We start from the raw sequence: 12,612 nt of genomic DNA, 5'->3' as shown, positions 1-12,612 counted from the left end.
CTGCACCCTGTTAGAGGCTGATTCAACCTGATAGCATCCGGCTCTAGCACTTGGCCTTTGGCCGCCCCTCGGATTTCATCCTGGCGACGATCACCGACATTTCGCCCCAGAACAGGTCGTCGCCCTGATAGCCGACGATGCGGCCCAGTTCCCGGCCGCACTCCAGGACCACGAAGGTGGGGGCGTATTTGAGGTTCTTGACCTTCTTCAGATCGCGGGGCAGCGCGCCCAGGCGGGCGGTGCGCAGGGGCAGCAACTGCCCTTCCTCGGTCTTCGGGTAGATCTCACCCACCTCGCGGTGCCATTTCACGCACCACGGGCAGCCCGAGGTTTCGAACATCACCAGTTCACCGCCCCGTGCCGGTCCCGCCCCGGCGGCCGATGCCGCCAGGGTGAGTGCCAGCGCCGGAACGGCGGACAGGCGGCGCAAGGATTACGACTTGCGCTTGATCTTGAAGGTGTAGACGCCGCCGGCGTCCTTGCTTTCCATCAGCTCGTTGCCGGTCTGCTTGCAGAAGGCTTCCATGTCCTTCACCGAGCCGGGATCGGTGGCGAGGACTTCCAGGATCGAATCCACCGCGATGTCCTTGATCGCCTTCTTGGTGCGCAGGATCGGCAGCGGGCAGTTGAGACCCTTGACGTCGAGAACCGTGCTCATTTCCAAAACTCCCCTAGGGTTCTTCCTCCCCGGCGCGCACCGCTACGCGCCGAGATTGATATATTTAAGGCAAACCACCCGCAGACACGATGCCAGATTCTTGTCGTTGTTGACCAGGCAATGGTCGTGGATGCGGGTGATGAGGGCACTCGCGGTGACGCCCTCGTCCCTGGCCATTTCGTCCAGCACCGTCCAGAACGCCCGCTCGAGACGCAAGGTGGTGCTGTGGCCATGGATACGGACCGAGCGCTTCTCGGGGGTATATTCCCGAACCTGCTCGGAATTGCAAAGCCCGAACAGCCGCGCCAGCGGACCGTCGCCGGCACTTTCGGCCGCGAAGGTCGCCTCGGGCGGGCTTAGATGAACAGATTGATATCGCACTTGGTCGCGGTCTCGATGTAGCTGGCGGCGCCGACATACTCGACACCGTCGATCAGGTCCTTGGCCTCGTACTCGAACAGATCCATGGTCATCTGGCAGGCCAGCATGCGCACGCCCGATTCGACGGCCGCCTCGCGCAGCTCCTCGACCGAGGCGACGCCCTTCTTCTTGATCATGTCCTTCATCATCATGGTGGCCATGGAATCCATGCCGGGCATGGCGCCGATCAGGTTCGGCATAGCCATGTGCATGCCCATCATCGGCATCTCCATGGCGGCGTTGCCCAGGGTGGTGACCTTGAGGTCGAGCTTCTTCTTCAGCAGCGCCAGGCCGTAGAAGGTGAAGAACAGCGTGACCTGCAGGTCCATGGCGGCGGCGGTGGTGGCCAGGATCAACGGCGGGTAGCCCCAGTCCAGGGTGCCCTTGGTGACGATGATCGACATGGACTTCTGGTTATCGCTCACGGCGTGTCCTCCCTAAGTTTGCATCAGCAACATCTAATATGCTTCGGGCATCTTAGGGCGACCGGCGGCGGCCCCGGGTAGTAGCCTTTGCCTACGGCCGACGAAATTCCGCTCGCGCCGTTCCGTTCCCCCGTTTCGAGGCGCCCGTTTCGAGGCGCTTGTCGAACCCGGCGGATGGGTGCTAATTTAGAACGAAGAAATATATAGGCGATCGCCCCGCCCGCCAAGTCACTTTGCTTCGGCGGGCGATTCATAAGCGGTCCAAGGGAGGATGAACGTGAGCGAACTTCCGATTTCCACCGTCGTGGGCCTGGCCGCCTTCCTGGTCGGCATCGTCTTCGGCGCCACCGCCCAGCGCACCAATTTCTGCACCATGGGCGCCCTGTCCGACATCGTCTTCATGGGCGACTGGAACCGCTTCCGCGCCTGGATGCTGGCGGTCGCGGTCGGCGTGCTGGCGACCCAGGCCATGGACGCCGCCGGCCTGATCACCATCGGCAAGAGCATCTACCTGGCGGGCGCCATCGCCTGGGCGGGCGCCGTTCTGGGCGGCCTGATGTTCGGCTTCGGCATGACCCTGGCGGGCGGCTGCGGCAACAAGACCCTGGTGCGCATCGGCGGCGGCAACCTGAAGTCGGTGATGACCTTCATGATCGTCGGCCTGTTCGCCTACATGACGCTGAAGGGCCTGATCGGCCTCGCCCGCGTCCAGCTCGAGGCGGTCGCCAACGTGCCGGTGGCCGGCATCGCCGCCAACCAGGGCATTCCCGCCCTGCTGGCCGCCATGGGCCTGCCCAAGGACATCGCCCAGTGGGGCGCCACCCTGGCGGTCGGCCTCGGTCTGCTGGTGTTCTGCTTCAAGGACCACGAGTTCCGCTCCAGCCCGCGCGACATCATCGGCGGCCTGATCATCGGCCTGATGGTTCCCGCCGGCTGGTGGGTGACCGGGGTGCTCGGCAATGACGAGTTCGACCCCACCCCGCTGTCCAGCTTCACCTTCGTCGCCCCCATCGGCGACACCCTGCAATATCTGATGACCTTCTCGGGCTCGACCATCAACTTCGGCATCGCCGCGGTGGGCGGCGTCATCGCCGGCTCGTTCCTGTCCTCGATCACCAGCAAGAGCTTCCACATCGAGGCGTTCTCGGACGCCCCCGACATGCTGCGCCACATGCTGGGCGCGGCGTTGATGGGCACCGGCGGCGTGCTGGCCATGGGCTGCACCATCGGCCAGGGCCTGACCGGCATGTCGACCCTGTCGCTGACCTCGCTGATCGCGCTGGCGTCGATCCTGTTCGGCGGCGTCTGGGGCCTGAAGTACATGGAGGAAGGTTCGGTCGGCGGCGCCCTCAAGGCGGTCTTCGCCCGCGGCTGACGTCGTCCCCGCGAAAGCGGGAAACGACGGAATCGGCCGGCTTTCCGGCAGGTTCCGGGGGGTGAAGAAAGGGGTCACCACGAAGACACGACGGGCACGAAGAGGGCACGGAGAAAAGAAACCCTTCTCTGTGACTTCTCTGTGTCTCTGTGGTGAATCCCCCGGCGGGTTCTGCGCCAGGTGCCGGGGGGTGCCCTATGACCGTCGTCCCCGCGAAGGCGGGGACCCAGGGGTGCCCCGACACCCTGTCCGCGACTCCTGGGTTCCCGCCTGCGCGGGAACGACGGGAGATGATGGTCCCGGCAGTTGCCGGGAACGACGGGTTAGGGCACTCCGCGTAACCAAGACAGGAAAGGCCCGGACGCTGCCGCCCGGGCCTTTTTCATGCTTTTCACGTCCCGGCTTGGGGCGGTCCGTGGCGGCCGGTCGGGGGCGGGCCGGCGTTTCGCCGCAGGCGGTTGCCGAGCCACACCAGCAGCAGGCCGCCAAGAATGAAGAAGGCACCCTCGGCGGCCACCAGCGGCGCGTAGGCGCGGACCGAGGCGTCGCCCATGATGTCGATCAGGGCATAGCCGTAGCGTAGCGCATACAGGATCGTGATTGCCCATCCCAGCAGGCGGATGAAGTTGCCGATTCTGGCTTTCATTCCCCGTCGGCCTCCGGCCCGGCCTCGACGTCGATGGGCACGCCCGGCTGCGCCTTCGAGGAGCGGATGGCCAGCGAGCTTTTGACGTGGCTGATGTTGGGGGCGGCGGTCAGGCGGGTGGTGAGGAAACGCTGGTAGTCGTCCCAGTCGTGCGCCACCACCTTGAGCAGGAAATCGGTCTCGCCCGCCAGCATGTGGCACTCGCGCACCTCGGGCCAGGCCAGCACCAGCTCCTCGAAGGCCCTGAGATCCGCCTCGGCCTGGCTGTTGAGGCCGACATGGGCGAACACGGTGACGTTGAAGCCCAGCGCGTGCGGCTCGACATCGGCATGGTAGCCGCGGATGTAGCCGGCCTCCTCCAGCGCCCGCACCCGGCGCAGGCAGGGCGGGGCCGAGATGCCGGCACGGCGCGCCAGCTCGACGTTGGTCATGCGACCGTCGGCCTGCAGATCCGCCAGGATGCGGCGGTCGATGCGGTCGAGCTTGACCCGTTGCATCAGGGAACTCCAAGGAAAAGCTGTTTCACGAAATTATATTACCGCGCCGGCGGGCATCCGCCAAGTGCGACGTTGCCGCGCGGCTTTGTCGACCAACTGCCATGGTTAAGGCTGTAATCACTCCAGCTTGCACCTTCGGATGGACGCGGCTAGATTGCACCGCACACACGATCAACATCTGCCAAGGACGTCCAGCGATGACCGATGCCATCAACCCCCTGAGCCTGGTTGGCAACCCCGCCCCGGATTTCACCGCCCCGGCGGTGATGCCCAACAACGAGATCAACGGCGGCTTCAACCTGAAGTCCTATCTCGAGGGGTCCTACGGCCTGGTGTTCTTCTATCCGCTGGACTTCACCTTCGTCTGCCCGTCCGAGATCCTGGCCCACGACCACCGCCTGGGCGCCCTGGCCGAAAAGAACTGCAAGGTGGTGGCGGTCTCCGTCGACTCCCAGTTCACCCACCTTGCCTGGAAGAACACCCCCGTCGACAAGGGCGGCCTGGGCAACGTCCAGTTCCCCATGGTGGCCGACCTGACCAAGTCCATCGCCCGCTCCTACGGCGTGCTGATGGGCGACGCCGTCGCCCTGCGCGGCTCGTTCCTGATCGACCGGGCCGGCGTGGTGCAGATCGCCCACGTCAACAACCTGCCGCTGGGCCGCAACGTCGACGAGATGGTGCGCCTGGTCGATGCCCTGCAGTTCCACGAGGAGCACGGCGAGGTCTGCCCGGCCGGCTGGCAGAAGGGCAAGGCCGGCATGAAGGCCAGCCCGGACGGCGTCGCCAAGTACCTGGCCAGCCACGCCGGCGAACTGTAACCGGCTTCTCGGCCGCCGCTGTGGCGGCCCGGCCTGTCGGGGGAGGGTGAGGGGCACGCGCTCCCGCCCTCGTTCCCGATTCCGGGCGTCGGCCGGTTGCGCCGACGCCGCCGGCCGCCTATCCTGAGGCAATCAGAATTCGGGGGAAGTCCATGGCCACCCATCACACCAAGGTCCTGATCCTGGGCTCCGGCCCGGCCGGCTGCACCGCCGCCATCTACGCCGCCCGCGCCAACCTGGAGCCGATCCTGGTCGCCGGCCTGCAGCCGGGCGGCCAGCTCACCATCACCACCGAGGTCGAGAACTATCCCGGCTTCGCCGAGGCCATCCAGGGGCCCTGGCTGATGGAGCAGATGCAGGCGCAGGCCGAGCATGTGGGCGCCCGCTTCCTCCACGACACCATCACCGCGGTCGATCTGTCCAAGCGTCCCTTCGTCGCCACCGGCGATTCCGGCGACACCTATGTGGGCGAGACCGTGGTCATCTGCACCGGCGCCTCGGCCCGCTGGCTGGGCATCGAATCCGAGCGCAAGTTCCAGGGCTTCGGCGTCTCGGCCTGCGCCACCTGCGACGGCTTCTTCTTCCGCAACAAGGAAGTGGCGGTGATCGGCGGCGGCAATTCGGCGGTCGAGGAGGCCATCTACCTGGCCGGCATCGCCTCGAAGGTGACCCTGGTGCACCGCCGCGACTCGCTGCGCGCCGAGAAGATCGCCCAGGACCGCCTGTTCAGGAACCCCAAGGTGGCGGTCGCCTGGGACAGCATGGTCGACGAGATCGTCGGCACCGCCAATCCCCCCGGCGTCACCGGCCTGCGCCTGAAGAACACCAAGACCGGCGCGGTGAGCGAGCTTGCCGTCGATGGCGTCTTCATCGCCATCGGCCACTCGCCCAATACCGAGCTGTTCAAGGGCCAGGTCACCATCGACGACGAGGGCTACATCGTCACCCGGCCCGGTTCCACCGCCACCAACCTCCCCGGTGTCTTCGCCGCCGGCGACGTCCAGGACAAGACCTACCGCCAGGCGGTGACCGCCGCCGGCACGGGCTGCATGGCGGCGCTGGAGGCGGAACGTTTCCTCGCCATGCATGGACATGACGAGGAAGTTGCGGCACAGTAACTTACTCTAATGTATAGGGGTGGGGGTGCCCCACCCCCTTCGCCGCGGAAGGGAGCCGTTCACGCACATGGACTGGGACAAGCTTCGGGTCTTCCACGCGGTGGCGGAGGCGGGAAGCTTCACCCATGCCGGCGAGGTGCTGAACCTCAGTCAATCCGCGGTCAGCCGCCAGATCAGCGCGCTCGAGGAAAGCCTCAACCTGCCGCTGTTCCATCGCCACGCCCGCGGCCTGATCCTGACCGAGCAGGGCGAACTGCTGTACCGCACGGCGCGCGACATCTTTTCCAAGCTGGCGATGACCGAGGCGCTGCTGACCGAAAGCCGCGAGCGCCCGCAGGGTCCGCTGAAGATCACCACCACCGTGGCCTTCGGCTCGCTGTGGCTGACGCCGCGGATCAAGGACTTCCTCGACCTCTATCCCGACATCCAGGTCACCCTGGTGCTGTTCGACGGCGAACTGGACCTGGCCATGCGCGAGGCCGACGTGGCCATCCGCATGATGCCGCCGCGCCAGCCCGACCTCATCCAGCGCCACCTGCTGACCATGCATTACAACGTCTACGCCGCGCCCGACTACCTGGCCCGGCACGGCACCCCGGCGAGCCCGGAGGATCTGGACCGCCACCACATCGTCGTCTACGGCGACGACGCCCGCATCTCGCCGCCGGTGTCCAACGTCAACTGGCTGCTGGAAGCCGGCGCCGGCCCCGGCCGCCCGCGCCGCCCGGTGCTCGAGGTCAACAACATCTACGGCATCTACCGGGCGGTGAAATCGGGCCTGGGGGTGGCGGCGCTGCCCGACTACATGAGCGCCGAGGCCGGCTCCCTGGTCCACATCCTGCCGGAGCTGACCGGGCCGAAGCTGGACGCCTATTTCGTCTACCCCGAGGAACTGCGCCATTCCAAGCGCATCACCGTGTTCCGCGACTTCCTGCTGCAGAAGATCCAGGAAAGTGTGTGAATTCGCTGCCGGGTGAAGGAGAATCGCGGTAGCAGCGGGCAACGCCTAAGGTCTAGGCCGTATTCCCGCCCGCGATCTTGTTGCGAATTCTCAGTCGTCATGCGATTGGCGCATGCCCCTGCCGACAAATCTCACATGGTTGCCCGGGCGATTGTCCATTAAACAGAAAGACGTCGGCGCTGCCCTGCGGCGCCACGAGTTGCGGTGGTGCCCACGATTGTGCATCACCCGACGTTTCCCCGGGTGCAACGCCCGGGCTCCCGGGTCCCTTGGACCCGACGTCTCCTAGACGTGAAGCCTCCCTGTTAGACTTTACCCCCCGGTGCATAACCGGGGGGTTTCTTTTTCAAGGGGTTGGCGGGTATCGGCACGTCTTCGGCTCTGCCTTATGGTCCGCATTGCCTTCCCCGCAGGCCGCCAGCAGGGCGGCGGGTCAGCAACGGCTCGGTCAGGCTCTCGCCCCAGGTCAGGCCGCGCCCCTGGCGGCGAAGGTGGGGGTGAGGAAGGGGGAGTGAGGGCGGCTATTTAGCCATTCGGCTTGGGGAATTGTCGCAGCCGAATGCTTGGCTTCTTTGGAGGGGCTTCCTGCGGCTCTTCTGCATTTTCCGCCGAGCTATCAGGTTCCTGCAAATCCGTGGCTCTGATCTCGATCATTCGCTGGATCAAAGCGTTGTAGGACTTGGTATCGACGCGACCTGCGGACTGAAGAGCCTTCACAACAGAATATGGATTCCAGATGAGAATGTAGCTTATCGCGCCGTTGGGGCCATCCTTGACGTCGATAAAGCCAAGTTCGGCCAGGATACGAATACGGCTTGCCCACGTTCTTTCGGCTCGTTCGCCGGTAAAACCCGAGAAAAACGCCATTTCCCTGGGGTTGCTGGCCACAATAAAACTATCGTTGTAGGTGCGGCACCATAGATCAAGGTAGACAGCCGACACGGGCTTGCCGTTTGACATCCGATCCATGATCTGGAGCAAAAGGGGCATCGCGCGCGGAATATTCAGCCAGCCATCCGAACTGCTGTAATCCCACAGCCGGCGTTCTTCCAAGCCGGGCCACAGAGAATTGCGAAGGTCCGCCTTCTGACGTTGAATCTTCGAAAGCTGCTTCCTTGTTGCGGCCGCCACGGCGTATAGTCCTTTTCAAGGTGGTGGCCCAGGGTTTGGACCCCTGGGCCTACGAAGAAGCGTGCTCTCCTGGTCGGTTTGCTCTTCTCGTGTCCCGTGCCTGCGGTTTGGATGCCTCAGGCCGGGCCGCCGTCTTCGATAACCACAAAGATACGGAAAAATCTGGTGCAGAGCCAGGATTTTTGTCGCGTTCACCAGTCCGAGAAACGTACATAACATGCTTATTCGGTAGCCAGGTGTGACACATATGTTGTCTACCGGATGGCCAGTAGCGCTAAACGACGATAAAAAATTGGTATAAATCAACGCGCTTTCTGCTCCCGCCTGTGATCGTATGTTATCATGTGCTCCTATGATCGCTATGTGATCTCCTGTGCTCCTGGGGTCCGAAGGGGGCCGCCTCCCCATTATCAGCATTTCCCACTGTGTCGGCCATAACCGGGGATGCGGGACCGGCCCGGCATCCCCGGCGGCAGGGTCACAGCAGACCCAGCCCGCGCCCGAACGAGCGGGTCAGGCTGTCGGCGTCCTCGTCTTGCAGGACGGTGCCGAACGCCTGCGTCGTCTTGGGGCCGATCCAGTTGTCCACCTTCAGCGGTTCCCAGTCGTCGCGGTTGCGTGAACCGAAGTCGTTGAGGGTTTCCTGCAACACCCCGCCTTCCACCTTGGGCGATGTGTCGTCGCCTGATCCCCGGAACAGCGGGCCGAAGATGGAATGGGTCTTGTCCTCCAGCCCGTCCGGGTTGCCGTTCCGCTGGGCATCGCGGGCGAAGGTGTTGAAGCGGCCCAGGGCCAGGCCCTCCTCCACCTTGGCCGGGCCAAGGCGGGCGGTGGCGTGCTTCAGGGCGAAGTCGGTCTGCGGGCCGTATTGGCCGTCCTCGTCCACCGGGCCAAGGCCGGTATAGGGGCCGTAGGCGGGCGAGCGTTTCGGCAACGGGTTGGAGGCGTTCAGCATGTTGAGGCCGCGCTGCAATCCCGTCACCGCGTTCGCATAGCCGTCACTGCCGGCGACGGCGGCCACCTTGGAGCCGATGCGGGCGGTGGCCTGCCACAGATCCTCGCCGTTCGGCGTGGTGTGCGGGCTGGGTTGCTCGGGGATCGGGCGGATGGGTGTCGGTTCGATGGGCTTGCCGCCGTCATATTGTTGCGGGCCGTCGCCGTACATGGCGGCGTGCCAGTCCTGCACCTTCTCGTAGGTATGGTATTTCAGCGGATCGCCCGAGCGCCAGCCGCGATAATCGCCCTGAGCGTGGTTGATCATGTCCATCATCTCGGGCTGGGTCAGATTTTCCACCGGTTTCAGCAGGGCCGCGCGGCCGGGATTGTCCACCGGCTTGCCCGCCATCTCCACCATCGCCGCCACCTGGGGATCGGCGGGGGCTTCGGACTGCTTTTGTTCTTGTTCGGGAGCGGCTTGCGGTTCCTGATTGGTGGCCTGCTGCTGCTCGGTCGGTGGATTGGCGGAGGTGGGGTCCTGCCCCGTGTTGCCGTTCCCGGCATCGCTGGACTGGCCCAGCGAATCGAGAACGCCATCGGTTTCGGGAAACTTCACGTCACCTTTGGGATCGAAGCCCTGATGCCGGTGCTCCTCGCCACCATTGGGGTACTGGTATGGTTCTTTGATGGCCTTGCCGTCCCAATCGACCTTGTCGCCCCAGTTCCACTGACCCTCGGGCAGTTCCTGATTCTGACTGTCGGTAGGATTCTTCTTCCATTGGTCACGGGGAAGCCAGGTCGCCCCGTTGCCGTTGGGATTGTCACCGTCTCGGCTGCCGTCGATGGTCCGCTGGGCGCCCTTAACGACGTCGTCGAAGGTTTTGGACTCCTTGCCCAGCTTGATGCCGACCTCGTTGTTGTGGCGGTCCATTGCCTCTTGATCGGCAGGTTGATCGGTCGCGCGGCCATAGCGTTCCTTGGCGTCGAGCATCGCGCGGGCGGTGTCCTCTCCATAGAGGCGAGTCAGTTCGGCCGCCCAGATTAGATGGCGGTATGCGTCGGCAGGTCCGCCTTCTCGACCAGGAAGTTGCGACTCAACGGATTTCGACTTGGCCGCGCTAACGGCGAGTTTATCCTTGAGCCATTGCGGCAGGTACTCTTCCATGACAATCCTCGCTTTTCTGACAAAAAAAGCCGCCTCGCGGCGGCTTGTGCTCACTATGAGCTAACAAAATTCCTCATGGTCGCTCGACCACCGTCAGCAATTTATTGCCAGCCGACACGAAGACTGGGTTGCTTTCTTTTTGAAAGCAAAGCTTCGTCTCCTTGAAGCGAACGTGACCTGTATGCGACCGAATGGAGACAATTTCATTTCCCTTGAAAAATACGATCCCCCACAATCCATCCCCTTGGAACCTATCGCAGATATCCTCGCTCAAATCGCTAGGCCCGCCGCAATAGGCGGTGGCGATGCACATCCGATCCCATCCGGTTTCGAGATCGGTGGCCGCGACCTGGCCGGACGCAAGGACGCGCTCGTAAAGCGATTGAACGGCCCAACGCTCGTAGGCGACGGAGCCAAAAAGGAAAAGAATGGGCGAGGCCAATAGCGCCGTGATCGCCACGACAGCCCAAATCAGGATGCGAAGTTTCTTGCGACCAGACATGACGTACCGCAGAGGGATGTTATGGCGCGAAAGTCGCAACCAGACCGCACTCGCAACTGTGGCGATGCTGCGAACATATATGGAACATTCTGCGCGCACCGTCAAGCCCCATGTTAAAAATGGCTTTTTGCACTGAGTACCCTATTGCACCTCCCGTCCCGCCCTTTCGCACCATTGCGGAAATTCCGTAATTTGCGTAAAGTCAGGGGCGATATATAAAGGAACTTGCCATGACCCGCATCATCTCTGCCTCAGACGCCCAGAAGCGGTTCGGTGAAATGGTGGACATGGCCCTGCGTGAGCCGGTCATGGTTCAGCGCCATGGCCGCGACGTGGTGACCATGATTTCGGTGGATGAGTACAAACGGCTGCGGCGGCTGGAGCGGGATTCCCTGGCCGCCCATGAGGTGGATGACGACACCGCCCGGCTGATCGAAGCCGCCGAATACAACGCCTGACTCCCTGGCCACCCGTGGCGATTCCCCCTCCCCGCAACGGTGCTGTCATCCGCTATGCCTATCTCTGGCGCGAGGAAAAGGAGCGCGGCCTGATCGAGGCACGCAAGGATCGCCCCGCCGCCGTGGTGCTGGCCCACAAGGATGCCGCCACCGGCCAGATCATTACCTTCGTACTGCCGATCACCCACTCCCCGCCTGCCGACCTGTCGGTGGTGGTCGAGATTGCCGCCGATGCCAAGGCCCAGCTTGGCCTTGATGGCGAACGGTCGTGGATCGTCTGCGACGAGATCAACCGCTTCAATTGGCCGGGCTACGATCTGCGGCCGGTTCCGGGTGCCCGGCCCACTCGTTGGGAATACGGCATGCTGCCGCGCGGGCTTTACGAACAAGCCAAGGCTTTGTTCCTGGATTGTCGGAAACGGGGACGGGCAAAGGTGGCGGATCGCGATTGACCCCGCCCGAAGCACCCTATGAGAAAAGCCGACTTTTCTACTGGGAGCCCTTCTGCCGAACCTTGAGCGCGACGACCGTGCCGCCCTCTGCGGTATCGCTGACCAGGGCCGCGACGTGCCGGCCCCAGGCCGTCAGAGCCGCCGACTTCTCCTCAAGATAGTCATGGCGATTATAGTGCCGAGCGGTCACGTCGGTTTTGGCGTGGTTCAGCACCCGGCCGATGACGTCATGGGAGATGCGCAACGACGCGAGGCCGCTGGCGACGGTGCGGCGGATATCGTGGAAGGTCCAGTCGGTGACCTTGCTTTCCCGGTCGAGGATGTCCTTGAGCCGCTTCTGGCCCGCATAGGGGCGCTTGCCGCCGGTGGTGAAGACAAACTCCTCCCCCAATTTCGGCAGCGCAGCCAGAACGGCTTTCGCCTCGTCGGACAGCGGGACCACATGCTCGCGCTTGCCCTTGTTGCGACTGGCGGCCAGGGTCCATAGGTTGGAGTCCAAATCCAGTTCCGCCCATGGGAGGCAGCGAACCTCATCCCTGCGCTGACCGGTCAGAATCATCATCTTGACCAGCCCCCTGCTGGGTTCCTTCAGGGCATCGGCAGCCTGCCAGATGGCCCTCAACTCGTCGTCACTCAGGACGCGCTCGCGCGGCACCTCGCCCCTGAACTGCTTCTTCACGGCAGCGGCGGGGTTGGCGTCCAGGTACTCCCGTTCAACGGCGAAGTTGAGCGCGGCCTTCAGCGCCGCATGGATGCGGTTGACCTGAGCGCCAAGCCCCTTCTTGTGCTGAAGGTCATCCAGCAATTCGATGATGTCGGCACGGCGCAGATCGACCACGGGCTTGTTGCCCAGTTTGGGCAGGACATGCTGCTCGAACATACGTTCGGTCAGCCCAGCCGTCAGGGGGCATAGAAGTCCGGCCTTTGGGTCCGCTGCCCGCGGATGTCGTGTTGGTCTTCGGCGAGGGAGGCGGTGTAGGCGTGTTAGGGTCCGTACTCAATTAGGGTGTGGCCTGCGTTGGCGTTCCAAGGGCGCAATGGCAGGCGCCG

The 12,612-nt window shown here is 63.9% G+C and carries 16 protein-coding genes; 6 read left to right on the top strand and 10 right to left on the bottom strand.

What is annotated here, in order from left to right; all coding sequences use genetic code 11:
* Positions 1-43 precede the first annotated feature (43 nt).
* From MTBUT4_RS19145 to MTBUT4_RS19130, 4 genes are read right to left on the bottom strand one after another with little or no spacing between them, the layout of a single operon-like run.
* Positions 44-430, bottom strand: a complete 387-nt coding sequence (locus MTBUT4_RS19145) for a thioredoxin family protein (RefSeq protein WP_173981315.1) — start codon at positions 428-430, stop codon at positions 44-46.
* A gap of 3 nt (positions 431-433) precedes the next feature.
* On the bottom strand, positions 434-658 hold the full coding sequence (locus tag MTBUT4_RS19140; protein WP_173981314.1) for a sulfurtransferase TusA family protein: 225 nt from the start codon (positions 656-658) through the stop codon (positions 434-436).
* A 42-nt stretch (positions 659-700) separates the two neighbouring features.
* A complete protein-coding gene (locus MTBUT4_RS19135) occupies positions 701-1,039 on the bottom strand; it encodes a ribbon-helix-helix domain-containing protein (protein WP_173981313.1) in 339 nt (112 codons plus the stop codon).
* The gene (locus MTBUT4_RS19130; protein ID WP_217424213.1) at positions 1,015-1,503 is read right to left on the bottom strand and encodes a DsrE/DsrF/DrsH-like family protein; all 489 of its coding nucleotides are present in this window, start codon (positions 1,501-1,503) and stop codon (positions 1,015-1,017) included. Before MTBUT4_RS19130 ends, MTBUT4_RS19135 begins: the two co-directional genes overlap by 25 nt.
* A 271-nt stretch (positions 1,504-1,774) precedes the next feature.
* Here MTBUT4_RS19130 and MTBUT4_RS19125 point away from each other — a divergent pair, with 271 nt between their 5' ends.
* Entirely contained in the window at positions 1,775-2,878 is a 1,104-nt protein-coding gene (locus MTBUT4_RS19125) for a YeeE/YedE family protein (RefSeq protein ID WP_173981312.1), read from the top strand.
* A 391-nt stretch (positions 2,879-3,269) separates the two neighbouring features.
* On the opposite strand, the gene MTBUT4_RS19120 is transcribed toward MTBUT4_RS19125, so the two are convergent.
* Complete coding sequence (locus tag MTBUT4_RS19120) at positions 3,270-3,524, bottom strand: hypothetical protein (protein ID WP_173981311.1); 255 nt, start codon at positions 3,522-3,524, stop codon at positions 3,270-3,272.
* On the bottom strand, positions 3,521-4,021 hold the full coding sequence (locus MTBUT4_RS19115; protein WP_173981310.1) for an Lrp/AsnC family transcriptional regulator: 501 nt from the start codon (positions 4,019-4,021) through the stop codon (positions 3,521-3,523). The genes MTBUT4_RS19120 and MTBUT4_RS19115 overlap by 4 nt, the downstream gene beginning before the upstream one ends.
* 197 nt (positions 4,022-4,218) lie before the next feature.
* On the opposite strand from MTBUT4_RS19115, the gene MTBUT4_RS19110 reads away from it, so the two are divergent.
* The 3 genes from MTBUT4_RS19110 to MTBUT4_RS19100 all read left to right on the top strand — a co-directional run bounded on the left by MTBUT4_RS19110 (position 4,219) and on the right by MTBUT4_RS19100 (position 6,918).
* Positions 4,219-4,839 (top strand): peroxiredoxin, encoded by a 621-nt coding sequence (locus tag MTBUT4_RS19110; RefSeq protein ID WP_173981309.1) that lies wholly within the window; start codon positions 4,219-4,221, stop codon positions 4,837-4,839.
* Positions 4,840-4,991: 152 nt separating this feature from the next.
* Complete coding sequence (gene trxB, locus MTBUT4_RS19105) at positions 4,992-5,957, top strand: thioredoxin-disulfide reductase (protein WP_173981308.1); 966 nt, start codon at positions 4,992-4,994, stop codon at positions 5,955-5,957.
* 67 nt (positions 5,958-6,024) lie between these two features.
* Entirely contained in the window at positions 6,025-6,918 is an 894-nt protein-coding gene (locus MTBUT4_RS19100; RefSeq protein ID WP_173981307.1) for a LysR family transcriptional regulator, read from the top strand.
* A 525-nt stretch (positions 6,919-7,443) separates the two neighbouring features.
* On the opposite strand, the gene MTBUT4_RS19095 is transcribed toward MTBUT4_RS19100, so the two are convergent.
* The 3 genes from MTBUT4_RS19095 to MTBUT4_RS19085 form a co-directional block, all read right to left on the bottom strand.
* Positions 7,444-8,049, bottom strand: coding sequence for a hypothetical protein (locus tag MTBUT4_RS19095; protein ID WP_173981306.1), 606 nt, complete (start codon positions 8,047-8,049; stop codon positions 7,444-7,446).
* Between the two features lie 478 nt (positions 8,050-8,527).
* The gene (locus MTBUT4_RS19090; RefSeq protein WP_173981305.1) at positions 8,528-10,150 is read right to left on the bottom strand and encodes a hypothetical protein; all 1,623 of its coding nucleotides are present in this window, start codon (positions 10,148-10,150) and stop codon (positions 8,528-8,530) included.
* A 73-nt stretch (positions 10,151-10,223) separates the two neighbouring features.
* A complete protein-coding gene (locus MTBUT4_RS19085; RefSeq protein WP_173981304.1) occupies positions 10,224-10,652 on the bottom strand; it encodes a hypothetical protein in 429 nt (142 codons plus the stop codon).
* Positions 10,653-10,882: 230 nt separating this feature from the next.
* Here MTBUT4_RS19085 and MTBUT4_RS19080 point away from each other — a divergent pair, with 230 nt between their 5' ends.
* Both MTBUT4_RS19080 and MTBUT4_RS19075 read left to right on the top strand, forming a co-directional pair.
* A complete protein-coding gene (locus MTBUT4_RS19080) occupies positions 10,883-11,110 on the top strand; it encodes a type II toxin-antitoxin system Phd/YefM family antitoxin (protein ID WP_173981303.1) in 228 nt (75 codons plus the stop codon).
* A gap of 14 nt (positions 11,111-11,124) precedes the next feature.
* Positions 11,125-11,562, top strand: coding sequence for a growth inhibitor PemK (locus MTBUT4_RS19075; RefSeq protein WP_173981302.1), 438 nt, complete (start codon positions 11,125-11,127; stop codon positions 11,560-11,562).
* Positions 11,563-11,599: 37 nt separating this feature from the next.
* On the opposite strand, the gene MTBUT4_RS19070 is transcribed toward MTBUT4_RS19075, so the two are convergent.
* Entirely contained in the window at positions 11,600-12,454 is an 855-nt protein-coding gene (locus MTBUT4_RS19070; RefSeq protein WP_371738163.1) for a tyrosine-type recombinase/integrase, read from the bottom strand.
* Positions 12,455-12,612: the final 158 nt, after the last annotated feature.

Origin of the sequence: Magnetospirillum sp. UT-4 (assembly GCF_902729435.1) — a bacterium.
In the GTDB taxonomy this organism is placed as follows: domain Bacteria; phylum Pseudomonadota; class Alphaproteobacteria; order Rhodospirillales; family Magnetospirillaceae; genus Magnetospirillum.
The sequence above is the reverse complement of the archived record's forward strand: the minus strand, read 5'-3'. Positions and strand labels throughout refer to the sequence as shown.